This is a genomic window from Nocardioides mangrovicus (genome assembly GCF_003674065.1).
Lineage (GTDB): Bacteria > Actinomycetota > Actinomycetes > Propionibacteriales > Nocardioidaceae > Marmoricola > Marmoricola mangrovicus.
Genome location: NZ_RDBE01000001.1, coordinates 601,060 through 627,234, shown reverse-complemented (window position 1 = coordinate 627,234; position 26,175 = coordinate 601,060). Strand labels below are relative to the sequence as shown.

Below are 26,175 nucleotides of genomic sequence, written 5' to 3'. Positions count from 1 at the left end.
GGTCACACCATCCTTTCGAGGAGGTCGAGGGAGGTCGGCGCGTCGGCCACGACGTCGAAGCGTGCGGTGATCTCGCCGTCGCGCATCACGAGTACGTCGTCGGCGGTCTCCAGCGCCTCCTCGAGGGTGTCGGGGAGCATCACGACCGCGGCGCCGCGCTCGCAGGCGCTGCGGATCTCGGCGTTGACCGCCGCTGCGGCGTCGGGGTCGAGGCCGCGCAGCGGGTGGTCGAGGATCAGCACCTTGAGGTCGGTCATCGTGAGCCACTTGGCCATGACGACCTTCTGCTGGTTGCCGCCGGAGAAGCGGTCCAGGGCCACGTCGGGGTCGTTCGGGCGGACGTCGAGCCGCTCGAACCACTGCTCGGTCAGTCGTCGGGCGTCGTGGCTCCCGGCCGGACGCGTGCCCCGCGGCGCGAGCGCGAGGTTCTCGCGCGCCGAGAGCCCGCCGACCATCGCCTCGACGCGGCGCTCGGAGGAGACGTAGCCGACGCCCTGCTCCACGGCGCTGCGCATCGACCAGGAGCGCACGGGACGACCAGCGAGCTCGATGCGGCCGCCGTCGAGACCCACGGCCCCGAACAGTGCCCGGCACAGCTGCTCGCGCCCCGACCCGAGCGCGCCGACGATCGCCAGGCAGCGACCCGGGTGCAGCGCCAGCGAGACGTCGGCGAACCGGCCCGAGCGACGCAGCGAGGTGGCCTCGAGCACGGGCTCGGCCGCGGCCGGCGCCGTCCACGAGCGCTCCCGCGCGTCGGCGCGGCGCCCGATCATCAGCTCGAAGATCTCGGCCTCGTTGACCTCCTCCGAGCGGCGGTCGGCCACCAGCTCCCCGTGGGTCATCACCAGGATCCGGTCGCAGATGCGGCGCACCTCGTCGAGCCGGTGGGAGACGAAGACGACCGAGCCCACCTCCTTGAGCGAGGCGATCTCCTGCTCCAGCACCTCGGTCTCGTCGCGGTCCAGCACCGCGGTGGGCTCGTCGAGCACGAGCAGCGGACTGGTGTGCGCGCGCTCGCCGACGCGCAGGGCGCGGGCGATCTCCACCATCTGCCGGTCGACGAAGGAGAGGTCGCGCACCAGCGTGCGCGGGTCGACCCGTGAGCCGACCCGGTCGAGCACCTGGCGCGCATCGGCGTTCAGCCGGCCCCACCGGTAGAGCCCGAAGCGGGTCGGGCTGTCGGGCCCGGCGTCGTGGACCGCGAGGTTCTCCGCCACGGACAGGTTGGGCAGCAGCGACTGCTCTTGGTGCACCACCCCGATGCCGGCGGCGACGGCGTCCTGGGGTCGCGAGAAGCGCACCGGCGACCCGGCGACCTCGATGGTGCCCGCGTCGGGGGTGTGGATGCCGGTCAGGATCTTCAGCAGCGTGGACTTGCCGGCGCCGTTCTCGCCCACGAGGCCGACGACCTCGTGGCGCGCGATCGTCAAGGAGACGTCGCGGACAGCGTGCACCGAGCCGAAGGACTTCGAGACGCCGTCGAGGCGCAGGGCTGCGGGTGTGGTCATGTCACGATCCTCAGTCGGTCACGCAGGGGCCAGGCGGCCGCGGCGACGGCCACGATGAGCACGGCGCCGGAGACGGCCGACTGCACGTTGGGGCTCACGCCGGAGAGCACGAGGCCGTTCTGCAGCACCACCAGCAGCAGCACGCCCACGACGGTGCGGTGGATGCCACCGCGTCCACCGCCGAGCGAGGTGCCGCCGATGACGACCGCCGCGATGGTGGTGAACAGGTTCCCGACGCCGACCGTGGCCGATCCGGCCCCGAGCTGCATCGTGGCGAGGATGCCCGCCACCGCGCCGCAGCCGCCGGCCACGACGAAGACGAGCACCTTGTAGCGGTCGACGGCCAGCCCGTTGTCGCGGGCCACCTGCTCGTCGCCGCCGATGGCGTAGGCCATCCGGCCCAGGGTGGTGAACCGGGCCACCAGCAGTCCCGCTACGACGATCACCAGCGCCAGCAGGAACGAGTTCGGCACCCCCAGCGGGTGGTGGCTCGGCCACGCCTTGATGCCGCCGTCGGGCAGGAACGGGATGACGGACTCGCCGAAGAGCAGTGTCGCGATGCCCAGCCCGACGAACCAGACGCCGAGGGTGACGATGAACGACGGCACGCGCAGCCGCGTGTGCAGCAGTCCGCTGAGCAGGCCGAGCGCCAGGCCCACCGCGAGCGCGACGACGATCGCGCCCGCGCCGAGGTCGACGGTCTTGCGCGTGTTGTCCGAGAGAAGGATGAAGGTCATCCCGGCCGCGCCCATGACGCCCTCGACCGAGAGGTCGATGGAGCCCATCAAGATCACCAGCGTCGCGCCGACGCCGAGGATCAGTGGCACCGACGCCTGGTCGAGCACGGTGCGGATGTTGGTCAGGGTCACGAAGGTGCTCGGGTTGAGCGCGGTGAACACCACCACCAGCAGGACCAGCGCCCCCACCTCGCCCAGCTCGCGCGGGCTGACCCGGCGCGGTGAGGCCGTGGGCACGACGTGCGTCGCGGCGCTCATCGCGGGAGCTTCTCGGGTCCGGCGCCGACCAGCTGGGCGGGCGCGGTGTTCCACGGACCCTTCTCGACCATCGTGTCGACCCAGCCGTCGATGTCGTCGTCGTACCTGCTGTACTCGGCGAGGTTGGCGGGGGTGACGCAGGCGAGCTTGAAGAGGCTGTCCCGCTTGTCGCGCGGCAGCTTGGCCGGGTTGATCTTGCCGGTGACGGCCAGGTAGGAGGTGTAGAGCCCGATAGCCGAGGCCATGTAGCCGCGGTGGAAGGTCTCGCCGACCACGGCGTCGTTGCCGGCGTGGTCCTTCATCAGCTTCACGACCGGCGGGTACAGGCCGTCGGAGGCGAACTTGACCTGGTCGAACCGGCCGGCCTTCTTCATCGCCTCCGTGGCGCCCAGGATCATCGCGTCGTCGGCGGCCCAGACACCGTCGATCTTCTTGCCGTACTTGGAGATCAGGCTCTGGGTGACGCCGAAGGCCACCTGGGGGTCCCAGTTGCCGGCCTGCACGTCGAGCAGGTGCACGCCCGGGTAGGCCTTGAGCGCCTGCTTGAGCCCGGCCACCCGGGTCTGGCTCGTGGTGCTGTCGAGCACCCCGGCCAGGGCGATGATGTCGCCCTTCTTGCCGATGCCCTCGGCCAGCGCCTTGCCGGTGCACTCACCACTCACGACGCCGGGGAACTTCTGGAAGGCCGCGAAATTGTTGCCCACGCGGGCCGGCTCGAAGCTGTCGGGCTTGTTCCACCAGATCGTCACGTACCCACCCGCGGCCTTTACCGCGTTGACGATCGTCGGAGCGTCGGAGCTCGCAACGGTGTTCACCATCAGCGCCACCTTCTTGCCCTGGGCGAGGATCGCCTGGATCTTCGAGATCTCGGTCTGCGAGCTGCCCTGGGAGTCGACGATCTTCAGCGGCACACCGAGCCGCTTCGAGAGCGCCTTGGCGCCCTGGATCATCGAGACCATGTAGGGGTTGGTCGTGTTGATCACCGAGGCGACCAGCACGACGTCCTTCTTGGGGTAGGTCTTGGCGTTCGCGCCGCCGACCCTGGTCACCACCGAGCAGGCGGCCGTCAGGCACACCGTGGTGAGCGCGGCCACCACCAGGAGCAGCCGGCGTCGCAGCGGCCTCACCGCAGGCCTCGGAAGAAGGTGGCCACGTCGTCGACGTAGGTCTCGGGCACCTCGAGCGGCGCGAAGTGCCCGCCCTCGTCGTGCACCCGGTACTGGCGCAGGTCGAAGTAGCGCTCGGTCCAGGTGCGCGGCGGCTTGTAGATCTCGCCGGGGTAGATGCTGACCGCGGTGGGCACGTCGACCACCGGGAACCGGGTGTGGGTCGGCGTCCACGGGTTCCCGCGGCACTCCCAGTAGTAGCGCGACGACGTGCCGCCGGTGCCGGTGAGGTAGTAGACGGCCGCGGTAGTGACCAGGTCCTCCTTCGGCCACACCTTCTCGAACGCCTCGGTGCCCTCGCCGCGCTCGGCCAGGCCCCAGAAGTAGCGCTTCTCGGTGATCCAGGCCAGCTGGCCCGCGGGGGAGTCGGTGACCAGCGCGGCCAGCGTCTGCGGCTTGGTCAGCTGGATCTCGCCGTAGCCGCTCTCGTGCTCGACGAAGTGCTTCCCGCGCTCGAACCAGCCCTCCTCCCCCGCGGCGTACTCCGAGGCGGCGGGCAGCCCCAGCTGCGGGTCGTAGGCGACCTCGGGCGGCGCGTCGGGGTGATCGGGCAGGTAGTGGCTCAGCTGCGCCGGGAAGTGGGTGTAGAGGCCGATGACGTCCTCGGCGTACTTGTGCCCGTGCTGCTGGGCGATCAGCGCGCCCCAGTCGCCGCCCGCGGTGGCGTAGCGCTCGTAGTCCAGCACCTGCCTCATCAGCACGTTCTCGAGGTCGGCGGTGTGCCAGAAGTTCCAGCCGGTCTCGGTGAGCGGCGAGGAGAACCCGTAGCCGGGCAGGGAGATCAGCACGACGTCGAAGGAGTCGGCCGGGTCGCCTCCGTACGCCGCCGGGTCGGTCAGCCGGCCGATCACCTTGCGCAGGTCCCAGAACGTCCACGGCCAGCCGTGGTGCAGCAGCAGCGGCATCGGGTTCGGTCCCTTGCCCTTGGCGTGCACGAAGTGCAGCGGCACGCCCATGATCTCGGTGCGGTAGTTCGGCAGCTCGTTCATCCGCCGCTCGACGTCGCGCCAGTCGTACTCCTCGATCCAGTACTCGACCAGCTGCCGGTGGTAGGCGCCGTTGTAGCCGTAGCGCCAGTCGTCGTTGCCGAAGTCCTCCGGGAACCGGGTGCGGCGCAGCCGGTCCTGCAGGTCGTCCAGGTCGGGTTGGGCGACGTCGACGGTGAACTCCTCGACGACGTGCTGCTGGGTGGTGCTCACGTGCTTCTCCTCCGAGTAGGTGATGCGCTGCGGTGGTGCGCCGGACTACCTGCGGGCTCCCACCAGCAGGTCGTCGATGCGGTCCAGGACGTAGGTCGGGCGCCGGTCGGCGCCGAGACGCGCGACGTGCTCGCGGGTGCTCTCCCCGGTGAGCACGAGCGCGGAGTCGATGCCGGCGTCGACGGCCATCGCGATGTCGGTGTGGAGCCGGTCGCCGACCATCACGCAGTCGTGGGCGTCCAGGCCCAGCACGTCGACCGCCGTCTGCAGCATCAGCGGCGACGGCTTCCCGACGTTGACCTCGCACCGGACGCCGGTGCTCGCCTCGATGGCGGCGACGACCGCGGCGGCATCAGGCTCACCGCGGCCGCCGGACAGGGGGCAGTACGCATCGGGGTTGGTGGTGACCAGGCGCGCCCTGCGGTGGAACCAGATCGCGTCGAAGGCGACCTGCAGCTTGCGGTAGTCGAAGGAGCGGTCGTAGCTGGCGACCACGACGTCGATCTCGGTCGGGTCGTCGGTCAGCCGGACGCCGGCCGCGCGCAGCGAGCGCAGCAACGGCTCCTCCCCCAGCACGAACACCCCGGCGCCCGGTGCCTCCCGCAGCAGCCAGGCGGTCATCGTGACGACGGTGTTGACGACGTCGGCCGGCTCGGTGGGCACGCCCAGCCGCGTCAGCTTCTCGGCGTACATCTGCGGGTCCTTGGTGGGGTTGTTCGAGAGGAACAACGTCCGCCGGCCCCGCTCGTGCAGTCCGTCCAGCAGCTCCAGCGCGCCGGCCAGCAGCTCCTCGCCCAGGTAGATGGTGCCGTCGAGGTCGAAGAGGTAGCCGTCGTAGTCACGCATGGGTCGCGGCCGCCAGACGCGCGAACAGCGCACGGTTGGTCGGGTAGATGTCGCGGTAGACCTCGAAGAGCGCGTCGTAGGTCTCGCCGCGGGCCGGGTCGGGGTCGTACACCGCCGCGCAGCCGCTCATCGCGGTGGCGGCCTCCGGCAGACTCGGATGGATCGCCGCCGCCGCCGCGGCGAGCATGCCCGAGCCGAGGCAGGTGCTCTCGGGCTCGCGCACGATCTGGACGGGGCGCTGCATGACGTCGGCGATGATCTGGCACCACACGGGGCTGCGGGAGCCGCCGCCCAGCGCCACGACGTCGGTCACCGGCTGCGCGAGCGCCTCCTCCGCGCCGGTGGTGAGCAGCCGCTGCTCGAAGGCGATGCCCTCGAGCAGGGCGCGGTAGACGTGCGCTTTGCCGTGGATGCCGGAGAGGCCGACCAGCACGCCGCGCGCGTGGTGGTCCCAGTACGGCGTGAGCGCGCCCGTCCAGTACGGCAGCGCGAGCAGCCCCTCGGCGCCGGGCGGCAGCTGCGCCGCGGCGGTCTCGAGCACCTGCTCAGGTGAGAGGTCGAGTCCCAGCGCGGTGGTGTCGACGCCGGCGAACTTCTCCACGAACCACGACAGGTTGATGGTGCCGCCGCCGATGAACGTCTCCAGGGTGTAGCCGCCGGCCACGGCGGCGGCCAGCGTCCGGTACTCCCGCCCGTAGGAGTAGGTGGGGCTGAAGGTGCCCGAGACGATCCCCGAGCCCAGGTTGAGGTAGGCCCGGCCAGGCGCGGTGACCCCGGTGCCCAGCTGGGCCGACTGACCGTCGCCCACGCCGGCCACCACGGCCAGCCCGTCGGGCAGGCCCAGCTCGCGGGCGACGTCGTCGCGCACGGCGCCCACCACGCTGCCCGGCGCCACCAGCGCCGGCATCTGCTCGGGCGTCAGCCCGACGGCCTGCAGCAGGTCGGCGTCGTAGCCGAAGCTCTCCAGATCCACCACGCCGAGCGGGTCGGCACTGGCCCACGAGGTGGCCCACTCCCCCGTCAGCCGGTGCACGAGGAAGCCGCCGACGTCGGTGACGGTGCCGACGCGCTCGAGCGTCTCCGGCTCGTGTGCCGCCAGCCAGTGCAGCTTGTACCAGGCCGGCGTGGGGTTCGGCGGCTTGCCGGTGATCCGGTGCACCTCGTCGGTCCCGTGCTTGTCGACCTCGGCCGTGGCGCGGGTGTCGAGCCAGAGCATCGCCGGGCGCAGCGGCCGTCCCGCCCGGTCCAGGCACACGAAGGTCTCACGCTGGTGGGTCACGCAGATCGCGGCCAGCCGGGACTCATCGACCGTCTGCACCGCCCGGCGGACGGCGGTGGCCGTCGCGGTCCACCAGTCCTCGGCGTTCTGCTCGCCCCAGCCGGGTCGGGGCTGGCTGAGGTCGAAGGTGGCCCGGGCCTGCGAGACGGCGGCGCCGTGGGCGTTCCACACGACCGCCTTGGCCGCGGTGGTGGAGCAGTCGACGCCGATGACGTAGTCGCGCGTCATGACGTCACCCGGGCGACCCGCTCGAAGACCTCGTCCACCTCGGCCTCGCCCCACCAGCCCAGCAGCATCAGCAGGTCGACCACGGTGAAGCGGTTGCGCATGAGCGCGCAGTTCGCCACCGCCCAGCGCGCCAGGCCGGGCCCGACGGCCGGGTCGAGCGCGGCGAAGGAGGCGGTGGCGCCCGCGGCCGCGAGCCGTTCGGCGATCTCGGCGCTGGGACGCACCAGCTCGCCGAGCCGCTTCACGTGTCGCGGCCAGTCGCCCAGCACCGCCTCGACGCGCTCGCGGTCGAGTCGGCGCAGCTTGGCGGCGTAGTCGCTCCAGCACTCGGCGACGATCCGCTCGTCGAGATGGCCGAACGCGGCCAGCACGTGCTGGTGGGCGGCGTCCTCGTCCAGCGCGTCCGCGGTCAGTGTCGGTGTCTCGTCGGCCATCCGGTCGGCGAGCAGCTCCCAGCAGGCCGCAGCCACCACGGCGCCGACACCCACCTGTGCCCCGTGCAGGCCCATCCGCAGATCGTGCTCGGCGTGGTGCAGGTCGAGCATGTGGCTGACCAGGTGCTCGACGCCCGAGAGCGCGGCGGTAGTGCCGGCGACGCCGGTGACGATGCCGCGGACCGCCAGCGCGTGGGTCAGCCGCTCGACGGCGGCCGGATCGCCGGAACCGACGCCGACCGACCACTGGGCCAGCCCGTCGCCGACGCGGTCGAGCAGCCGGATCGGGCCGTCGTGGAAGCCGGAGGCGCCGACCAGGGAGGCGAGGTACCAGTCGGCCGGGGCGGTGAGCATCGAGGTCATCTCGCCAAAGCCGGCGCAGGTCATGCCCACCGGCGCCTCGGCGATCGTCTGGGCGTCGGCCACCACCGCGTCGGGCCACCGGGAGGGCACCGTGCGCTTGACGCCGTCGCGCAGCAGCACCGACACGTCGTCGGTGTAGCCGTCCACGGAGGCGGCGGTCTGCAGCGTCACCAGCACCGGCGGCGGCTCGCAGGCGGCCACCGCGAGCTTGCCGATGTCGCTGACGGTGCCGCCGCCCAGCGCCACCACGGCCGCCGCGCCGCGGGCCGCCTCGGCTGCTGCGGCGACGACCTCGTCCACCACGTGCAGCTCGTCGTGGCCGTCGTCGAGGACGGCCTTGACGGTGTCGAAGCGCTCGGCCAGCAGCTGCTCGGCGCGCAGCTTGACGTCGGCCCCCTCGCGCACGATCAGCGTCGGGTCGACCAGCAGCACCACCCGACCGTCGGCGTCGGCCCCGGTCTCGCGCAGCAGCACGTCGAGCAGCTCGGGAACCTGCTCGAGCGCATCTCGTCCGAGCACCAGTGAGCGCAGGTGGCACGGCGGCAGCTCACCGTCCGGATCGGCGTCGCGCAGGAGGACCCGGACCTCGTCCATGACCTCCATCAGGAGTGCACGAGGCGCGAACGGGTGCCGCGGTCGGTGAGGACGGCCACGATGATCGCGATGCCGATGACCACGGGCTGCAGGTTGGGCGAGACGTTCAGCAGCGACATGCCGTTGTTGAGCACGCCGATGATGAGTAGACCGATGAAGGTGTTGAGCATCCCGCCGGAGCCCCCCGAGAGGCTGGCGCCGCCGATGACGACCACGGCGATGACGTTGAGCAGGTCGGCGGTGCCGGCCGTCGGCTGGGCCGAGTCGAGCCGCGAGCCGACGATGTTGCCGGCGAGCGCGGCCAGCAGCCCGGCGATCACGTAGACCGCGATCTTGGTCCGGGTGACGTTGATGCCCGACAGGCGCGCGGCCTCGGCGTTGCCGCCGACGGCGTACAGGGCACGGCCGGTGGGCCGGAAGCGCAGCCAGAACGCGGCCACGACGTAGACCGCGATGAGGATGAACACCTGCAGCGGAATGCCGAGGATCTCCTTGCTGGTGACGGCGTTGTACCAGTTCGGGAAGTCGGTGATGGGGTTGCCGTCGGTGACGTAGAGCGCGAGGCCGGCCGCCGCCGACATGGTGGCCAGGGTGGCCACGAACGGCTGGATGCGGCCGTAGGTGGAGAGCACGCCGTTGAGCAGCCCGACCAGCGCGCCCACGATCAGGCCGGCCACCACGCACACCGTGAACGGGACGTCGTGCACCTTGAACAGCCACGCCGTGGTCATCAGCGAGAGCGCCAGCGTCGAGCCGACCGAGAGGTCGATGCCGCCGATGAGGATCACCAGCGCCGCCCCGACCGCCATGATCCCGATGTCGGAGTTCTGGCTGACGATGTTGATGAGGTTGCGCTCGGTGAGGAAGTACGGGGAGAGGAAGCTGAGCACGACCACCACCAGGATCAGGCCCAGCAGCGGGCCGGGCAGCGCCCGGAACCACTGCAACGCGGTCTCGCGCGGGGTCTGTCGGGTCGCCGGCTCGGTCGTCTCGGGCGTCTCGGGCGCGGCGTCGGCGGAACGGGGTGCGGGCACGGTGGGGGTCGTCCCTTCTGAGGTGCTCGAGTCGTGCTGGGGAGCCGGGTTGGTGGTGGACATCGCTACCTCTCTGCCGTCGCTGCGAGCGACTCGTCGTGGCCGAAGGACTCGCTCGTGGCGCCGCCCGGGACGGCCAGCTCCATCACGCGTTCGGGGGTGGCCTCGTCGCGGGTGAGCACGCCCTGCTGGCGGCCGCCGGCCATGACGAGCACCCGGTGGGCCAGGCCGAGCACCTCCTCCAGCTCGGAGGAGACGACGATGACGGCCATGCCCTCGGCGGCCAGGGAGCGGATGATCTCGTAGATCGCCATCTTGGCGCCGACGTCGACGCCCCGGGTGGGCTCGTCGACGATGAGCACCTTGGGGTCCTTGACCAGCCACTTGGCGATGAGGACCTTCTGCTGGTTGCCGCCCGACATCGACTTCACGGGCAGCGCCATCCGGCCGCGGATGTCGAGCCGCTCGCGCTGCTGGGTGCCGACCCGGCGGATCAGCTTGCGGGTCATCAGCCCGCCGCCGGCCAGGTCGCGCTCCCACGGCAGCACGACGTTCTCCTCGGCCGAGCGGTCCAGGTGGAGGCCCTGGCTCTTGCGGTCCTCGGGGACCATGACGATGCCGGCCTTGATGGCCTCGCTGGGGCGCCCGCCCTTGAGCGGGCGGCCGCCGATGACGACCCGGCCGGTCTCGTGCTTGTCGACGCCGGCGATCGCGCGTACCACCTCGGTGCGCCCGGCGCCGACCAGCCCGGCGATGCCGAGCACCTCTCCGGCGCTCACCGTGAAGTCGATGTGCTCGAAGACGCCCGTGCGGCCGAGGTCCTCGACCTCCAGCACCGTCTCGGCGCGGCTGGGTCGCGGTGCGACGTGCTCGTAGGTGAACTCGCGCCCGACCATTGCGTTGACCAGGTCCTGCCGCGTCACGTCGCCCCGGGTCCAGCTGCCGACCTGGTGGCCGTCGCGCAGGCACACGACGTGGTCGGCGACGTCGAGCACCTCGTCGAGGCGGTGGCTGATGTAGACGACGCCCGTACCCCGCTCGCGCAGGGTGCGGATGCGCTCGAGCACGTGCTCGGTCTCGGTCTCCCCGAGCGAGGCCGACGGCTCGTCGAAGATGACGAACTCGGGGTTGCGGCTGATGGCCTTGGCGATCTCGATCTCCTGCTGGCGCGCCATCGACAGCCCGCCCACCACGCGGCGCGGGTCGAGGTCGACGCCGAGGGAGCCGAGCACCTCGGTGGCCTCGCGGTTCATCCGCGCCCGGTCGATGCGGCCTCCGCGCTGCGGCAGCCGGCCGAGGAAGATGTTCTCGGCCACCGAGAGCTCGGGCAGGAGCCGGATCTCCTGGTGGATGAGCACGACGCCCTTGGCCAGCGCCTCCGACGGTGAGGCCGGCGCGTAGGGCTGGCCGTCGAGCCGCATCGTGCCCGACGTCGGCGGCAGCACCCCGGTGATCAGCGAGCTCAGCGTGGACTTCCCAGCGCCGTTCTCACCGATCAGGCCCACCACGCTGCCCGGTCGCACCTCGAAGCTGACGCCCTTGAGCACGGTCACGCCGCTGAAGGCCTTGACCAGGTCCTGGCAGACCAGGCCCGCACCGTCGCGGCGGTGGTCGCCTCGCGCAGTCATCGTCGCGCCCGGCGTCACTTGAACGAGTTGGCGTTCGGGCCGTAGAACTGCGTGGCCTTGTAGTTGCCGACCGTGTCCTTGTTGATGAGCACCGTGTTCTGGTACTGCAGCTTCGGCACGCTGCCCTTGCCGGTCATCAAGGAGATGGCGTTGTCGACCGCGATCTTGCCCATCTTGTAAGGCTGCTGGGCCATCGTGGCCTGGGTCAGCCCCTGGCTGATGCCGTCGAACATCGTCGGGAAGCCGTCGATTCCGACCGAGACGATCTGCTTGTTGGCTGCCTTGGCCGCCTTGGCCGCACCCAGGCCCATCGCGTCGCTCTCGGCGAACACGGCCTTGATCTCGGGGTGCGCGGTGAGGATGTTCTGGGTGGCCTTGTAGGCCTCGGTCTCGTCCCAGTTGGCGGTCTCCTGCGCGACGACCTTGATGTTCTTGTTCTTGGCCAGCGCGTCCTTGCACCCCTGGGTCCGCTGGATCTCCGCGGTGGAGCCGAGCACCCCGTGCAGGATCGCGATGTCACCGGAGCCGCCGATCTGGGAGAACATCCAGGTGCACAGCTGGTCGGCCGCCTTGACGCTGTCGGTGGCGATGTAGGTGGCGAGCTTGCCCTGGCCGTTCTCCGGGCGCTGGTCGACCGCGATCACCGGGATGTCGGCGGCATTGGCGGCCTTCACGCCGGCGGCCGCGGCGGTGGAGTCCTGCGAGGTGAAGATCAGCGAGCCCACCTGCTGGGTGATGAGGTCGTTGACCTGCTTGATCTGCAGGTTGGAGTCGTTGTTGGCCGAGACCAGCTTGATCTTGTAGCCCCGCTTCTTCGCCTCGGCCTTGATGCCCGCCACCTCGGCTACGTAGAAGAGCGACTTCTGGTCGGCGACGGCCACACCGATGACCTTCTTGCCCCCGGAGCCGGCGCCGCCGGCGCCGCAGGCGGACAGCGCGGAGGCCGCGAGAGCGACGGTCGCGAGAGCGGTGGCGGCCCGGAAGGCCTGGGTGCGGGTCATCTGGTTCTCCTCGGAAGGCGCCGCTCGGTCGGCGTCTGCGGATATATATTCACTGCCCTAATGGGCATGCGCTCATCATGTGTGCGTCGTCACAGCGAGTCAAGACGTACCCGCCGGTCATTTGTGACCGAGGCCTCAGCGCGGGCCCCGGAGCGGGCCGACGACGCCGGCCTGCCGGCCGATCAGCCCGTCACCAAGGCGCTGAACATGCAGGTCGGAGGCGCGCAGCTGCTCGCCGACGGATCGGTCGGTCGATCGAGGCGCTCTCAGACGGCCCGTCCCGTTCAGCTACCTGGCGTCGCGCTCAGGACTGCGAGCACTCGACCTGTCCGACGATTGCAGACGCACCTGCGAGCGCGCACTCTCGACAGGCCGCGACTGACGGTCGCCGCACCGGGCCCGGCCACTCGTCGTCCGGTGCCGCGAGGTGAGGGCCCGGGAACCGCGGTGCGCGATGAGCTCGTCCGACCGCTTCAGCAGCACACCTCGGAAGCTGTACTCGAACGCCCCCTTCGAGGGTCCCAAACCCATGGTGACGCGGCTCGTCCCTCACCGGGTGCTTGCGGATGTCGGCTCAGTCCACAGGAGCGAGCAGGATTCGACGAGCAGACGCAGCGAGGGTTCGGTGTAGGCGCTCCTCGTCCAGCCCGGCATGGTGGAAGAGCGTCGACTGGATCGCGCTGATCGCCGCGTGCACCAGCGTCCGCGCCTCGACGTCGTCGAGGTCGGGCCGAAGCGCGCGGACCACGTGCACCCAGTCCTCGACGTAGAGGCGCTGCTTGCGGCGCAGCCGGCTGCGGTCCTCGTCGGGCAGGTTGGCGATCTCGTTGTGGTAGACCTGCGCGATCGCGCGGGTGCCCACGACGAACTCGACCTGGCCGTCGATCAGCAGGTCGAGCGCGCGCACCAGGTCGGGCTGCGACTCGACGATCCGCTGCTCGTCGGTGAGCAGGTCGTCGATGACCTGGTCGAAGATCGCGACCAGGATCGCGGCCTTGCCGTCGAAGTGCCGGTAGATGCCGGAGCCGACGATGCCCGCCTCGCGACCGATGTCGGCCATCGACACCGAGTGGTAGCCGTTGCGCGCGATCAGGAACGCCGCCGCGGCGAGGATCTTCTCCTTGCGTGCGGGGTCGCGGACGCGGGGAGCACCGTCAGGCATCGTCCCCACCGTAGTGGAGCGCGTGCTCGTCCCTCACGACGTTCTTCTGGATCTTGCCGGTCGAGGTCTTCGGCAGGGCGTCGACCAGCACGACCGCCTTGGGTGCCTTGTAGGGGTCGATGATCCCCTTGACCTCGGCGATGAGAGCTGCCTCGTCGATGCTCGCCCCCGCCACCGGGACGACGAAGGCGGTGATCGCCTCGGTCCAGTGCTCGTGCGGCAGCCCGACGACGACCACCTCGGCGACGTCCGGGCTGGCGGCGTAGACCGCCTTCTCGACCTCGATCGAGGCGACGTTCTCGCCACCGGTCTTGATCACGTCCTTGCTGCGGTCCTTGAACCACAGCAGCCCGTCGGCGTCGAACACCCCGACGTCGCCGGAGTGGAACCAGCCGTGCGCGAACGCCTCGGCCGTCGCCTCCGGGTTCTTCAGGTACGCCGTCATCGTCTGCGGCCCGCGGTAGACGATGTGGCCCTGCTCGCCCTGCGGCAGCAGCCGGCCCTCGTCGTCCATGATCGCGACCTCGACGTTGACCACCGGGGTGCCGGCCGCGCCGTTGTGGCTGAGCTGGTGCTCGGGGCGGAACAGCGTGGTCGTCGGGCTCATCTCGGTCTGCCCGAACAGCAGGTAGAAGCCGCAGTCGAAGCGCTCGACGCAGCGCTTGACGAGTGCCTCGGGCATCGGCGCCATCGCATAGAGGGCCCGGCGCAGCGAGCTCACGTCGGCCTGCTCCATCGCCGGGTGGTCGAGCATCGCGCGATACATCATCGGCAGCCCGAAGATCTGGGTGACCCGGTGCTCCTCGATCGTCGCGAGCAGCCGGCCCGGGTCGAACGCCCGCTCGACGCGGATCGTCGCGCCGACGATGACGGCGCTCGTGCAGTGACAGTTGATCTGCGCCGTGTGGAACATCGGCATCATCGCGACGAACACGTCGTCGTCGACGAACTGGGCCTCGAGGCACATCATCATCGACTCGAGGTAGATCGCCGTGTGGTTGCCGACGACGCCCTTCGGGAACGACGTGGTGCCCGACGTGTAGAGGAAGGTCAGGGCGTCGCGGTCCTCGACGTACACCTCGACCGGGCCGTCGTCCGCGTGGTCGAGCAGCGCGTCGAGGGTGCGGACCGTGGCGTCGCCGAAGTCGGCGTCCTCGCCGCCGAGGCCGGGCAGGACCACGACGTCGCGGACCGCCGCCGTGCCCCGGACCGCGGGCGCCATCGCGGCCGCGAGCTGGGCCTCGACCGCGAGCCCCTTCGCCTCGGAGTGGTCGAGGACGTAGCCGATCTCCTTCTCGCGCCAGCCGAGGTTCATCGGCACGCAGACGACGCCGAGCTTGGCACAGGCGTAGTAGACGGCGAGGAACTCGGCGCTGTTCCCCGACGCCAGGGCGAAGGCGTCGCCGCGGGTGTAGCCGTCGCGCGCGAGGGCGTGCGCGACCCGGTTCACCCACGCGTCGAGCTCGGCGTACGTCCAGCTCCGGTCGCCGTCGACGACCGCGACGTTGTCGGGCCGCCGGCGCGCGGTGCGGGTCAGGCTGTCGCCGACGTTGACCCGGTGGATCAGGTTGTCGGCGAGGACGGCTGGTTCCATGACGATCTCCGTGATCAGTACGAACGGGGCAGGCCGAGCGAGTTCTGGGCGACGAAGTTGAGGACCATCTCGCGGTTGACCGGCGCGATCCGGAGCAGCCGGGCGAGACCCCAGTAGGGCAGCAGGCCGTACTCGGTGGCCAGGCCGTTGCCGCCGTGGGTCTGGATCGCGGCGTCGGTGGCGGCGAGCGCGGCCTCGGCTGCGGCGTACTTGGCCATGTTGGACGCCTCGCCGGCGGGCATCCCCTGATCGTGCAGCCAGGCGGCACGCGCGGTCATCAAGGCGGCGAGCTCGACCTCGATCTTCGCCTTCGCGAGCGCGTGCGAGACGCCCTGGTGGGTGCCGATCGGGGTGCCCCACACCTCACGGGTGTTCGCGTACGCCGAGGCCTGCGCGAGCACGTGCCGACCGATCCCGACGCACAGCGCGGCACCCGTGATCCGCTCCGGGTTGAGCCCCCGGAACACCTGACGCAGCCCGTCGCCCTCGGTGCCGACCAGCCGGTCCGCCGGCAGCCGGACGTCGTCGAAGTGCAGCGTGAACTGCTTGTCCGGCAGCGTCACCGAAACAGGGAGTGGCGTCTTCTCCAGACCGGGCGCGTCCGTGTCGACGATGAACAGGGAGAGCCGTCCGCGGCCGGTCGCCTCGTCGGTGCCGGTGCGCGCGACGACGAGGATCGCGTCGGCCTCGTCGACGCCGGAGATGTAGTACTTCTGGCCGGTGAGAACCCACTGGTCGCCGTCCTTGCTGGCGGTCGTCGAGAGCTGGTGCGAGTTGGACCCGGCGTCGGGCTCGGTGATCGCGAAGACGACCTTGCCGCTGCCGTCGGCCAGCCGGGGCAGCCAGTGCGCCTTCTGCTCGTCCGAGCCGTACGTCGCGATCACCTCGGCCGAGATCGCGGAGGCGACCAGCAGGAGGAGCAGCGGTGTCCCGCGAGCGGCCGACTCCTCGACGACGATGGCGAGCTCGGTCAGCCCGGCCCCGCCCCCGCCGTGCTCCTCGGGGATGTTGATCCCGATGTAACCGTGCTTGCCGAGCGTCTCCCACAGCTGCGTCGTGGGCTCGCGCCGCTCGGCGTGCTCGACGTACCACTGCGGGCCGAAGCCGTCGCAGATGTCGGCGACGGCCTTGCGCAGCGCCTCGTGGTCGGGGTTGGTGCTGAACTCCATGGGACTCTCCGGTCAAGGGGTGAGCAGGGACGTGGGGATGTCGAGCAGGCGGCTGCGGACGTACTCGCCGACCGCCTTGCCCTGCGGATCGGGACGGGTGGAGGACGCGACGCCCTCGCCGAGCAGGCCGACGACGACGAAGTTGAGCGCCCAGAGGTTGGCCAGCTCGAAGCGACGTACCTCGAGGCCGTCGGCCTCCGGCAGCAGCTCGCGGAACGTCTCGACGGTGAGCGCCCCACGTAGCCACGCGTACGCTGCGGGGTCGCGCGTCCAGAGCCCGACGTTGGCGTTGCCGCCCTTGTCGCCGCTGCGCGCGGCCGCCACCCGACCGAGCGGTGCGCGGGTGGTCGGGCCGGTCGGGACCGGCGGCAGGTCCACCTCCCGAGCGCGGACGACGGGCGCGGACGCCGGCGCCGGGTGCGGCACCGTCTCGGTGCTGCCGTCGGGCAGGACCACGATGTGCTCGACGTACGACGCGGGGACGGTGGCCGGCCAGTAGACGCCGAACTCCTTCTCCCCCGACGGCGGCGTGGTCGCGTGGAACCCGGCGTACCCGCCGAGGAAGAGGCCCATCGTCGCGTTGGAGAACCGGCGCCCGACCTTGGTGCGGTCGCGGTCCTTCACCGACACGGTCAGCTGGGCGCCGGCGAGCTCCTCGGTGCCGGCGTCCTCGCGGTCGAACCGGGTCAGCCGCACGTCCACGTCGTCGAACTGCTCGCGACCGCCGAGCGCGGTGAACAGCTCGTCGAGCGCCCAGTCGACCTTCTCCTCGACGTCGAGGCCGGTGACGACCATCGTCATCGAGTTGCGGTAGCCACCGACGTGGTTGAGCGCGACCTTGAGCCGGTCGGGCGGCGGGGCGCCGCGGGTGCCGGAGATCCGCACCCGGTGCGGCGCCTCCTGGGTGAGCTCGACGGTGTCGAAGTGCGCGACGACGTCGGGGTTGGCGTACGCCGGCTCGGCGATCTCGTAGAGCAGCTGCGCGGTGACCGTGCCCGGCGACACCAACCCGCCCGTCCCCTCGTGCTTGGTGATCACGCTCGAGCCGTCGGCCGCGACCTCGGCGATCGGGAAGCCGGGGTAGCGGCGGTCGGTGATCTCGTCGAGCCACGAGTAGTTGCCGCCGCACGCCTGCGGCCCGCACTCGATCACGTGCCCGGCCGCGACCGCCCCGGCCAGCTGGTCGAGGTCATCCGGTCCCCAGCCGTGCCACCAGGCGGCCGGTCCGACGACGAGCGCCGCGTCGGTCACCCTCGGGCAGACGACGACGTCGGCACCGGCGTCGAGCGCCCAGGTGATCCCGAACCCGCCGAGGTAGGCGTTGGCCGAGACCGGCTCGATCCCGGCCTCGTCGAGCTTGCGACCGGTGTCGAGGTGGGCCAGGTGCTCGCCCTGCGCGACCAGGTCGGGGATCCGGTCGAGGAGGTCGTCACCGCTCACGTGCGCGACCTTCGCCTGAAGCCCCAGCCGCTGCGACAGCGTCCGAACCTCGTCGGCGAGACCACCGGGGTTGAGCCCGCCGGCGTTGGTGACCACCTTGATCCCGCGGTCGAGACAGGTGCCGAGCACCTGCTCGAGCTGGCCGAGGAACGTCGTGGCGTAACCGAGCGCAGGGTTCTTCTGCCGGGCCTTCCACAGGATCAGCATGGTGAGCTCGGCAAGGTAGTCGCCGGTCAGGACGTCGATCGGTCCGCCCTCGACCATCTCCTTCACCGCGTCGAAACGGTCGCCGTAGAAGCCGGCCGCGTTGGCGATCCGGACGGGACGCGCACTCATGCGTTCTCCCTCGCTGGGAACTGGCCGGGGCTGCGTCCCGCACCGGGCGGGCCCGCGAATGCTTGCGCGACCTCGATCCAGGCCTGCGCCGTGCGCCCGCTCACCGCGAGTGCGGTGTCGGCGACATGCCGGCGCTGGGTGACCACCCGGCAGAAGTCGAGGGCGTCGCCGACCACCGCGTCGGCAGCGTCGTCGGGCCCCCACGCCCAGGTGTCCCCGGACGGCGCCCGGAGCTCGACGCGGACGGGCGTCTGCGGGGCGTCCCGGCCGTGGGTGCGGAAGCTGTTCGGCATCGCGAGCACCCCGATCCGGGCGACGTGGCGCAGCCGGTCGGTGGGTGTCCGCGTGACGCCGAGGGCGTCGGCGACGTCCTGCCCGTGCGCCCAGGTCTCCATGATCCGTGCGGTCACCTTCGAGGCCAGGCTCATGGCCGGGCCGAACCACGGCACCCGCTCGGTGGGGTCGGCGTCGAGGAAGGCGCTCTGGAGGGCGCCCCGCTCGGTGGTCCACCAGCGGAGCATGTCGACGCCGTCGCGCGAGGCGTTGGCGGGGCCGATCGAGTCGACGTACGTCTGCAGGTCGTGCAGCCCGTCGCGCAGCCGGACGAAGTACGCCGGCTCCGTGACCGCCATCCGGGTCACCCAGTCGAAGTGCGCGAGATGGGCGACCTGGTCGTGGACGGTCCAGCCGACCGCGGGGGTCGGGACGGCCCACGCGCAGTCGGCGGCGTCGGTGAGGATCCCTACGAGGTCGTAGGACTCCTCGGACAGGTCGTGGACGAGATCGGCGATCAGCGGCCCTGCCACACCGGCCTCCTCTTCTCGGCGAACGCCCGCGGTCCCTCCTGGGCGTCCTCGCTCAGGTAGACCGGCTCCCAGATCTGCTCGGCGGCGTCGAAGGCCGCGTCACGACCGTGCTGCGCCGCGGCGTACACGGTGGCCTTGCCGGCCCGGACCGAGAGGGGGGCGCAGGCGACGATCGCCGCGACGAGCGCCTCGGTGCGGCTGAGCAGCTCGTCGGCCGGGACGACCTCGTTGACCAGCCCGACCTCGTAGGCGCGCTGCGCGGTCAACGGCTCGCCGGTGACCAGCATCTGCATCGCGATCCGCGGCGGGACCAGCCAGGGCAGGGGCGCCGCCCACGGTGCACCTCGGCCGATCTTGATCTCGGAGATGCCGAGCTTCGCGTGCTCGGCCGCGACGACGAGGTCGGCCGACTGGGCGAGCAGGAACCCGCCGCCGAAGGCGCCGCCGTTGACCGCGGCCACGACCGGCTTCGTCATCGGCAGCGTGCGGTTGGGTTGGGGCACGTAGTCGGGCGGCGGGATCGTCAGCGAGGCCGACGCCATCTCCTTGAGGTCGCCGCCGGCGCAGAACGCCTTGTCCCCGGCGCCGGTCAGCACGACGACCGAGACGGCGGGGTCGGCCTCGGCGCGCTCGAAGGCGTCCTTGAGGCCCTCGCGGACGGCGGTGTTGAGGGCGTTGCGGGCCTCGGGCCGGTTGATCGTGATCCACGCGGCGCCGTCGCGGACCTCGTAGAGGAGCTCACTCACCGACGGTCTCCTCGATCACGATCAGCACCTGTCCGTTGTCGACCGCCTGGCCGACGGTCACGGGCAGGTCGCCGACGACGCCGTCGGTGTCGGCGGTGATCGCGTGCTCCATCTTCATCGCCTCGATCACCAGCACGGTCTGGCCGGCGCTCACGGTGTCGCCCGCCGCGACGGTCACGCGGACGACGGTGCCGGGCATCGGGGCGAGCAGCGAGCCGGGCTCGGCGAGGTCGTCGGGGTCCGGGAAGCGCGGGACCGGCTTGAGCTCGAGCGAGCCGCCCGGCCAGTCGACGTACGTCGCGCGAGCGCCGAGCCGCACGTCGTAGCGGCGTCGTACACCGGCCACGACGAGGTCGGCCGCCACCGGCGACACCGACAGCACGCGGACGTCGATCTCGTCGCCGTCGACCTCGAAGACCGGGGCGCGTCCGAGCGCGTAGCCGACCTCGACCTTGGTCGCTCCGTGCAGGTAGGCACGGCGCTGCAGGTCGGACGGGTTCGTCCGGAAGCCGGACGGGATCGTGGCCAGCACCCGCGTCGCGGCCCGCTCCCCCGCCTGCGCCGAGAGGGCGGCCGCCAGGGAAGCGGCGGCGGCCCGGTCGGGCGGGACGTCTTGGAGGAGCGTCTCGGGCGGAACTCGGTCGAAGAAGTGGGTGTCGACCCTCGACGCCGCGAAGTCGGGGTGCTCGAGGATGCCGACGAGCAGCGAGCGGTTCGTCGTGACCCCGTGCACCCGGGCGTTGCGGAGCGCGCGGACCAGCCGGGCGACCGCCTCCTCGCGGGTCGCGCCGTGGGCGATCACCTTGGCCAGCATCGGGTCGTAGTTCGTCGACACCACGTCGCCGGTCTCGACGCCGCCGTCGAGCCGGACCCCGGGCCCGAGCGGGACGGTGAACTCCTCGAGGGTCCCGGCGGCGGGCAGGAACTCGTGCGCCGGGTCCTCGGCGTAGAGCCGCACCTCGACGGCATGGCCGGTGATGGTCGGCGCCTGCGCCTCGGGCGGCAGCGGCAGGCCGGAGGCCACCTCGAGCTGAAGGCGGACCAGGTCGAGACCGGTGACCATCTCGGTCACCGGGTGCTCGACCTGCAGCCGGGTGTTGACCTCGAGGAAGAAGAACCGGCCGTCGGGGGCGAGCAGGAACTCGACGGTCCCGGCGCCGACGTACCCGAGGGCACGGCCGGCCTCGACTGCTGCGGCGCCCATCGTCTCGCGCAGCTCCGGGGTCACGGCCGGCGACGGGCTCTCCTCCACCACCTTCTGGTGGCGGCGCTGGATCGAGCAGTCGCGCTCGTTGAGGTGGACGACGGTGCCGTGGATGTCGCCGAAGATCTGGATCTCGACGTGGCGGGGCTCGTCGACGTAGTGCTCGAGGAAGACGGTGTCGTTGCCGAATGCCGAGCCGGCCTCGCGCCGCGCGGACGCGATGGCCTCGAGCAGGTCGGCCTCCTCGCGGACGACGCGCATGCCACGCCCGCCACCGCCGAACGACGCCTTGACCAGGATCGGCCAGCCGACCTCCTCGGCCAGGCCGCACACCTTCGCGTCGTCCACGCCGGTGAGGTCGCGCCCGGGGAGCACCGGCACCCCGGCGTCCTCCATGATCGAGCGCGCGGTGAGCTTCGAGCCCATGAGCTCGATCGCCTCGACGCCCGGTCCGACGAAGGTCAGCCCGGCGTCGGCGCAGGCCCGCGCGAAGTCGGCGTTCTCGGACAGGAAGCCGTAGCCGGGGTGGACCGCGTCGGCCCCGACCCGCAGCGCCGCCGCGACGACCAGGTCGGCGCGCAGGTAGGACTCGCCCGGCGTCTGCCCGCCGAGCGGGACGGCCTCGTCTGCCTCGCGGACGAACGGCGCCTCGGTGTCGGCGTCGGAGTAGACGGCGACCGTCGCAACACCGAGGTCGCGGCAGGTGCGGAAGACGCGACGGGCGATCTCGCCTCGGTTCGCGACCAGGAGCTTGGTGATCATCGCTGCCTCACATGCGGAAGACCGCGAAGCCGCGGGTTCCGCTGATCTCGTCGTTGTGGCACATCGACAGGCCCATCCCGAGCACGGCCCGGGTGTCGCGGGGGTCGATGATCCCGTCGTCGTAGCCCTGGCCGCTCATGTACAGCGCGAGCGACTCGGCCTCGACCTTCTCGGTCAGCGTCCGGGTGCGGACGGCGTCGGCCTCCTCGTCGAAGGGTCGACCGGCCGACGCGGCAGCCTGACGGGCCACGATCGACATCACGCCGGCGAGCTGCTCGGGACCCATGATCGCGGTCTTCGAGCCGGGCCAGGTGAAGAGCAGCCGGGGGTCGTAGGAGCGTCCCGACATGCCGTAGTTGCCGGCACCGTACGAGGCGGCCATGTTGATCGTCAGGTGCGGGACGCGGCTGTTCGTGACGGCGTTGATCATCTTCGAGCCGTCCTTGATCATCCCGTTCTGCTCGTACTGCGTGCCGACCATGAAGCCGGTCGTGTTCTGCAGGAACACCAGCGGGGTGTCGGTCTGGTTGCAGAGCATGATGAACTCCGCGCCCTTCTTGGCCTCCTCGTTGAGCAGGACACCGCGGGCGTTGGCGAGAACGCCGACCGGGAAGCCGTGGATCGACGCCCAACCGGTGACCAGGGCGGTGCCGTAGAGCGGCTTGTACTCCTCGAAGCGCGAGCCGTCGACGGTGCGGGCGAGCACCTCGCGGGGGTCGAAGGGCACCTTGAGGTCGACCGAGGCGATCTCGAGCAGCTCCTCGGCGTCGTACCGGGGATCGTCGGGCGACTCGGTGGCACCGGGACCGCGCTTGCGCCAGTTCAGGTGCTCGACGATGCCGCGCCCGATGGACAGGCACTCGTGCTCGTCGCGGGCGAGGTAGTCGGCCAGGCCCGAGGTACGCGCGTGCATGTCGGCGCCGCCGAGGGACTCGTCGTCGGCGTCCTCGCCGGTCGCCATCTTGACCAGCGGCGGACCGCCGAGGAACACCTTCGCCTGCTGCTGCACCATCACCGCGTAGTCGCACATGCCGGGCACGTAGGCGCCACCGGCGGTCGAGTTGCCGAAGACCAGCGCGATGGTCGGTACGCCGGCCGCGGACAGCGCCGACAGCTCGTGGAAGAGCCGGCCGGCCGGGACGAAGAGCTCGACCTGGCGCTCGAGGTCGCCGCCGCCGGACTCGACGAGGCTGATCGTCGGCAGCCGGTTCTCGCGGGCGATCGTCATCGCGCGCAGCACCTTCTGCCAGGTGTACGGGTTGGACGCCCCTCCGCGGACCGTCGGGTCGTGGGCCACGATCACGCACTCGGTGCCGCTGACCACCCCGATGCCCGTGACGACGCTGGCGCCGACGGTGTACTCCGTGCCCCACGCGGCGACGGTGCCGAGCTCGAGGAACGGCGCGTCGCGGTCGAGCAGCAGCTCGATCCGCTCGCGGGCGAGGAGGCGGCCGCGCTTCCGGTGCCGCTCGACGTACCGCTCGCCGCCGCCGGCCCGGGCGAGCCGGTGCTGCTCGTCGAGGTCGGCGATCCGCTCGAGGTTGCCCGCGCGGTTGCTGCGGGAGATGTCGCTGGCCGGGTCGTGCCGGCTGGTGAGGACCTGCATCGGGCCTTCCTGTGGTGGGCGGACGAGTGAACGGCCAGTGACTAGCGGTACTGCTCGCGCAGCCGGTACTTGAGGACCTTGCCGCCGACGGTCTCCGGCAGCGCGTCGACGAAGACCACCTGCTTCGGGGTCTCGAAACCGGCCAGGCGCTCGCGGGCGAAGGCGATCAGGTCGGCCTCAAAGACGCCGTCGCCCTCAGGTACGACGACCGCGGTGACCGCCTCGCCCCAGCGGTCGTCGGGCACGCCGATCACGGCCACCTTGGCGACGCCAGGGTGCTGACCGAGGCAGCCCTCGACCCGGATGCTGGAGACGTTCTCACCGCCGGACTTCACGATGTCCTTGAAGCGGTCGACCATGATCCGCATCCCGCGTTCGTCGTACACGCAGGAGTCGCCGGAGTGGAACCAGCCGCCCCGGAACGCCTCGCGCGTGGCGGCCTCGTCCTGGTAGTAGCCGGCCGTCATCACCGGCGAGCGGTAGACGGCCTCGCCGGTGACGCCGGCCTGCCCGTCGAGCGGCTCGCCGAGGGCGTCGACGATCTGCGAGGCGAGCAGCGGGCTGGGCACGCCGACGTAGTTGAGCCCGGGCGAGGTCTCGCGCCAGAGCTCCTCGTGGGCGTCGATCCACCAGCGATGGCAGGCGATCGCCTCGGTCTGCCCGAAGATCCCGACCGGGCTCAGGTGCGGCGCGAACTCGCGCAGCCCCTCGAGCACATCGGTGCGCAGCGCGGCCCAGCCGAAGACACCGATCCGCAGGCTCGACATGTCACGCCGACGAGCCCGGTTGGCGGCCAGCACGGCGCCGTACATCGCGGGCGCGCCGCCCCACAGCGCGGTCGCCCGCTCCCGCTCGATCGCGTCGGCGACCGCCTCGACATCAGGCCTGCGGCCCAGCACCAGGGTGCCTCCGCAGGCGAAGACGGAGAGCCCGAAGATCTGGCTGCCGATGTGGTAGAGCATCGGCAGGAAGGCGACCAGCCGCACGTCGTTCTCGATCGGGACGCCGCGGGTCAAGGTGAGCGCGAAGCCGTGCGCGACCATCGTGGCGCTGCTGTGCGAGAGCATCACGCCCTTCGGCATCGCGGTGGTGCCCGACGTGCTCTGGATCTCCCAGATGTCGTCGCCGTGGACGGTCGCCTCGGGCTCGTCGGTCGGCTGCGCGTCGACGAAGGCGCCGAACCCGATGCTGCCCGCGACGACGCCTCCACCGATCTCGATCGTGACGTCGAGGCTCAGGCCTCGGGCAGCGAAGGGCGCCGCGACCCGGTCCCACAGCTCGGCGTCGACAACGGCGAACCGCGGGTCGTAGCGCTCGAGCAGGTGCTCGACGACGTCGGGCGCGAGCGCCGGGTTGAGGTAGGCGACGACGGCGCCGATCTTGGCGACGCCGAGCCGGAGCACGAAGCCCTCGACCGAGTTCTCACCGACGGCGACGACCCGGTCACCGCGCCCGACGCCCGCGGCTCGCAGGCCGTGGCCGACCTGGTTCGCGAGCTCGTCGAGCTGTCGGTAGGTGAGCCGCTCGAACCGGTCCTCGCCGTACGCGCCGGACCACCCGACGAGCGCCTCCTTGTCAGGTGCGCTCCACGTGTTGCGCTCGACCAGGTCGGCCCCGCAGACCCGCTCCCACCGACGGTCGGCGCGTCGGTCGAACAGGGACGCGACGTCGAAGGTCTGCTCGCTCATCCGCACTCCCGACGTGACCGGCCCGCTCCCTTGCGTGACCGCTGTCACGAGGTTAGTGAATCACCATTCACTACGCAACGATAGAAGCCCGCCTCGTCTTCAGTCGCGACTCGCGCCCCATCTGCACGACGAGCCGTCGAGCCGTCGAGCCGTCGAGCCGTCGAGCCGTCGAGAACTACTCCTGCCAAGGTCTGTTCTGGGGTCGAATCCCTGGATGCCGCGGATCGCGTTCCTCGTCTCGAGTGCACGCGAGATCGAGCTAGCCGACGGCCAACAGCACCCGACCCGGCAGGAGGTCCTTGCGGATCGCCGCCGTGGCGAAGGCGGCGAAGTCGCCGGATACGTTGGCCCGGCCGCCATCCTCGACTCTCGATTCGCGGAGTCGCCGCTGATTCTGGGCCGATGTCGACGAGCGTCACCTACGGCCCCGAGGGGACGGGGCCGCCTTCGTCATGTGACCGGGCACGGTCGCGATGGCACGTTGACTCCGGCACGCCGGCGTTCGTCCCAGGGAACCGCCAGGGTCGGATCTGGCCGGATTCATCTTCCTGGTCGGAAAGACCGGTGCTCGAACGACACCAACACGCGTCAAGAGGCCCGGACCTGATGGTCCGGGCCTCTCAGTTCGTAGCGGGGGCAGGATTTGAACCTGCGACCTCTGGATGAGGTCAGCCGTCTACCCTCTGTTGCTCATCATTGCCAGATCCAGCGCATTCCTGCTGATAGCGCTTGCGATAACGCGCTCTGACAATGCTCACTGTAGCCCGGTGGTGCTCACTTCTGGCTGGCAATACCTGGCCCATTTTCGGCCCCCGCTCAAATCCTCGGGCAACAAGCGTTCGTAGTTCGTTCGGCTGCCTATAACCGCCCGGATCGGCCGAGATACCGCGGTTCCGGGATGCGTCACCCCGCCGCAAAGGACGCGACCTCGCCTGGGTGACGATCATTCCCCCTTGGCCGCGGACGCGGCTCGTGTCTCACTCGCACTAGATTGAGCCAGCCGCGCCGGCACCCCTCCGTCCAAGGTGATCGGATGCATTTTCCGATCGTGAGCATGGCTCGGCATCAACTCTCTAGCAACGTCCACAACGCGTAGCGCAGCCGCCGGTAAGACGTCGTGTCGGCAGTGAGTGCCCGATGAGCTGGTCTCGACGCCGAGCCTTGCACGCCGCGCGATACCGCAGGTTCAGCTGACCGCTATGGCCGCGATTGGTCTCCTGCAGGTCCGAGCGCCACAACAGGTCCTCGCCCCGCGGGTGCCAGCCGAGTTCCACCTTAAGCAGCGCGTCGTTGTGAGTGAGGACAATAATCTCCTAGGCGAGCAACTGCATGGCCTGCTCGTTGATCAAGGTCTTCGAACGCCGTCGACCATCCGGGGCGCGAAGTG

The 26,175-nt window shown here is 71.0% G+C and carries 19 protein-coding genes; all 19 read right to left on the bottom strand.

Annotation, left to right across the window (positions count from 1 at the left end; genetic code table 11):
• Window positions 1–2: 2 nt before the first annotated feature.
• On the bottom strand, window positions 3–1,508 hold the full coding sequence (locus tag D9V37_RS03095; RefSeq protein ID WP_121804617.1) for a sugar ABC transporter ATP-binding protein: 1,506 nt from the start codon (window positions 1,506–1,508) through the stop codon (window positions 3–5).
• Window positions 1,505–2,503, bottom strand: coding sequence for an ABC transporter permease (locus D9V37_RS03090; protein WP_121804616.1), 999 nt, complete (start codon window positions 2,501–2,503; stop codon window positions 1,505–1,507). Before D9V37_RS03090 ends, D9V37_RS03095 begins: the two co-directional genes overlap by 4 nt.
• Window positions 2,500–3,630, bottom strand: a complete 1,131-nt coding sequence (locus D9V37_RS03085) for a sugar ABC transporter substrate-binding protein (RefSeq protein WP_121804615.1) — start codon at window positions 3,628–3,630, stop codon at window positions 2,500–2,502. The genes D9V37_RS03090 and D9V37_RS03085 overlap by 4 nt, the downstream gene beginning before the upstream one ends.
• Entirely contained in the window at window positions 3,627–4,868 is a 1,242-nt protein-coding gene (locus D9V37_RS03080; protein WP_121804614.1) for an epoxide hydrolase family protein, read from the bottom strand. The genes D9V37_RS03085 and D9V37_RS03080 overlap by 4 nt, the downstream gene beginning before the upstream one ends.
• A gap of 45 nt (window positions 4,869–4,913) precedes the next feature.
• Window positions 4,914–5,714: an HAD-IIA family hydrolase gene (locus tag D9V37_RS03075; protein ID WP_121804613.1), complete on the bottom strand. Its 801-nt coding sequence runs from the start codon at window positions 5,712–5,714 to the stop codon at window positions 4,914–4,916.
• On the bottom strand, window positions 5,707–7,221 hold the full coding sequence (locus tag D9V37_RS03070; RefSeq protein WP_121804612.1) for a xylulokinase: 1,515 nt from the start codon (window positions 7,219–7,221) through the stop codon (window positions 5,707–5,709). The genes D9V37_RS03075 and D9V37_RS03070 overlap by 8 nt, the downstream gene beginning before the upstream one ends.
• Window positions 7,218–8,621: an iron-containing alcohol dehydrogenase gene (locus tag D9V37_RS03065; protein ID WP_121804611.1), complete on the bottom strand. Its 1,404-nt coding sequence runs from the start codon at window positions 8,619–8,621 to the stop codon at window positions 7,218–7,220. The genes D9V37_RS03070 and D9V37_RS03065 overlap by 4 nt, the downstream gene beginning before the upstream one ends.
• Window positions 8,621–9,646, bottom strand: coding sequence for an ABC transporter permease (locus D9V37_RS03060; protein ID WP_198412331.1), 1,026 nt, complete (start codon window positions 9,644–9,646; stop codon window positions 8,621–8,623). Before D9V37_RS03060 ends, D9V37_RS03065 begins: the two co-directional genes overlap by 1 nt.
• 65 nt (window positions 9,647–9,711) lie before the next feature.
• Window positions 9,712–11,274 carry a sugar ABC transporter ATP-binding protein gene (locus D9V37_RS03055; protein ID WP_121804950.1) on the bottom strand — a complete coding sequence of 521 codons (1,563 nt, stop codon included), beginning with the start codon at window positions 11,272–11,274 and terminating at the stop codon, window positions 9,712–9,714.
• Between the two features lie 14 nt (window positions 11,275–11,288).
• The gene (locus D9V37_RS03050; protein ID WP_121804609.1) at window positions 11,289–12,275 is read right to left on the bottom strand and encodes a substrate-binding domain-containing protein; all 987 of its coding nucleotides are present in this window, start codon (window positions 12,273–12,275) and stop codon (window positions 11,289–11,291) included.
• 574 nt (window positions 12,276–12,849) lie between these two features.
• The gene (locus tag D9V37_RS03045) at window positions 12,850–13,437 is read right to left on the bottom strand and encodes a TetR/AcrR family transcriptional regulator (RefSeq protein ID WP_121804608.1); all 588 of its coding nucleotides are present in this window, start codon (window positions 13,435–13,437) and stop codon (window positions 12,850–12,852) included.
• Window positions 13,430–15,031: a long-chain-fatty-acid--CoA ligase gene (locus D9V37_RS03040; protein WP_121804607.1), complete on the bottom strand. Its 1,602-nt coding sequence runs from the start codon at window positions 15,029–15,031 to the stop codon at window positions 13,430–13,432. Before D9V37_RS03040 ends, D9V37_RS03045 begins: the two co-directional genes overlap by 8 nt.
• Before the next feature lie 14 nt (window positions 15,032–15,045).
• Entirely contained in the window at window positions 15,046–16,200 is a 1,155-nt protein-coding gene (locus tag D9V37_RS03035; protein ID WP_121804606.1) for an acyl-CoA dehydrogenase family protein, read from the bottom strand.
• 12 nt (window positions 16,201–16,212) lie between these two features.
• Window positions 16,213–17,976 carry an acyclic terpene utilization AtuA family protein gene (locus D9V37_RS03030; RefSeq protein ID WP_121804605.1) on the bottom strand — a complete coding sequence of 588 codons (1,764 nt, stop codon included), beginning with the start codon at window positions 17,974–17,976 and terminating at the stop codon, window positions 16,213–16,215.
• Complete coding sequence (locus D9V37_RS03025) at window positions 17,973–18,782, bottom strand: TIGR03084 family metal-binding protein (RefSeq protein ID WP_121804604.1); 810 nt, start codon at window positions 18,780–18,782, stop codon at window positions 17,973–17,975. Before D9V37_RS03025 ends, D9V37_RS03030 begins: the two co-directional genes overlap by 4 nt.
• Window positions 18,767–19,528: an enoyl-CoA hydratase/isomerase family protein gene (locus D9V37_RS03020; RefSeq protein ID WP_121804603.1), complete on the bottom strand. Its 762-nt coding sequence runs from the start codon at window positions 19,526–19,528 to the stop codon at window positions 18,767–18,769. Before D9V37_RS03020 ends, D9V37_RS03025 begins: the two co-directional genes overlap by 16 nt.
• Window positions 19,521–21,494, bottom strand: a complete 1,974-nt coding sequence (locus tag D9V37_RS03015) for an ATP-binding protein (RefSeq protein ID WP_121804602.1) — start codon at window positions 21,492–21,494, stop codon at window positions 19,521–19,523. Before D9V37_RS03015 ends, D9V37_RS03020 begins: the two co-directional genes overlap by 8 nt.
• A 7-nt stretch (window positions 21,495–21,501) precedes the next feature.
• A complete protein-coding gene (locus D9V37_RS03010; protein ID WP_121804601.1) occupies window positions 21,502–23,100 on the bottom strand; it encodes an acyl-CoA carboxylase subunit beta in 1,599 nt (532 codons plus the stop codon).
• A 41-nt stretch (window positions 23,101–23,141) separates the two neighbouring features.
• Window positions 23,142–24,788, bottom strand: coding sequence for an AMP-binding protein (locus D9V37_RS03005; protein WP_121804600.1), 1,647 nt, complete (start codon window positions 24,786–24,788; stop codon window positions 23,142–23,144).
• Window positions 24,789–26,175: the final 1,387 nt, after the last annotated feature.

Excerpts from the sequence above, each read along its gene's own strand:
- D9V37_RS03055 (WP_121804950.1), bottom strand. The coding sequence starts at position 11,274 with ATGACTGCGCGAGGCGACCACCGCCGCGACGGTGCGGGCCTGGTCTGC.
- D9V37_RS03090 (WP_121804616.1), bottom strand. The coding sequence starts at position 2,503 with ATGAGCGCCGCGACGCACGTCGTGCCCACGGCCTCACCGCGCCGGGTC.
- D9V37_RS03075 (WP_121804613.1), bottom strand. The coding sequence starts at position 5,714 with ATGCGTGACTACGACGGCTACCTCTTCGACCTCGACGGCACCATCTAC.
- D9V37_RS03045 (WP_121804608.1), bottom strand. The coding sequence starts at position 13,437 with ATGCCTGACGGTGCTCCCCGCGTCCGCGACCCCGCACGCAAGGAGAAG.
- D9V37_RS03015 (WP_121804602.1), bottom strand. The coding sequence starts at position 21,494 with ATGATCACCAAGCTCCTGGTCGCGAACCGAGGCGAGATCGCCCGTCGC.
- D9V37_RS03005 (WP_121804600.1), bottom strand. The coding sequence starts at position 24,788 with ATGAGCGAGCAGACCTTCGACGTCGCGTCCCTGTTCGACCGACGCGCC.
- D9V37_RS03065 (WP_121804611.1), bottom strand. The coding sequence starts at position 8,621 with ATGGAGGTCATGGACGAGGTCCGGGTCCTCCTGCGCGACGCCGATCCG.
- D9V37_RS03040 (WP_121804607.1), bottom strand. The coding sequence starts at position 15,031 with ATGGAACCAGCCGTCCTCGCCGACAACCTGATCCACCGGGTCAACGTC.
- D9V37_RS03050 (WP_121804609.1), bottom strand. The coding sequence starts at position 12,275 with ATGACCCGCACCCAGGCCTTCCGGGCCGCCACCGCTCTCGCGACCGTC.
- D9V37_RS03035 (WP_121804606.1), bottom strand. The coding sequence starts at position 16,200 with ATGGAGTTCAGCACCAACCCCGACCACGAGGCGCTGCGCAAGGCCGTC.
- D9V37_RS03010 (WP_121804601.1), bottom strand. The coding sequence starts at position 23,100 with ATGCAGGTCCTCACCAGCCGGCACGACCCGGCCAGCGACATCTCCCGC.
- D9V37_RS03070 (WP_121804612.1), bottom strand. The coding sequence starts at position 7,221 with ATGACGCGCGACTACGTCATCGGCGTCGACTGCTCCACCACCGCGGCC.
- D9V37_RS03030 (WP_121804605.1), bottom strand. The coding sequence starts at position 17,976 with ATGAGTGCGCGTCCCGTCCGGATCGCCAACGCGGCCGGCTTCTACGGC.
- D9V37_RS03095 (WP_121804617.1), bottom strand. The coding sequence starts at position 1,508 with ATGACCACACCCGCAGCCCTGCGCCTCGACGGCGTCTCGAAGTCCTTC.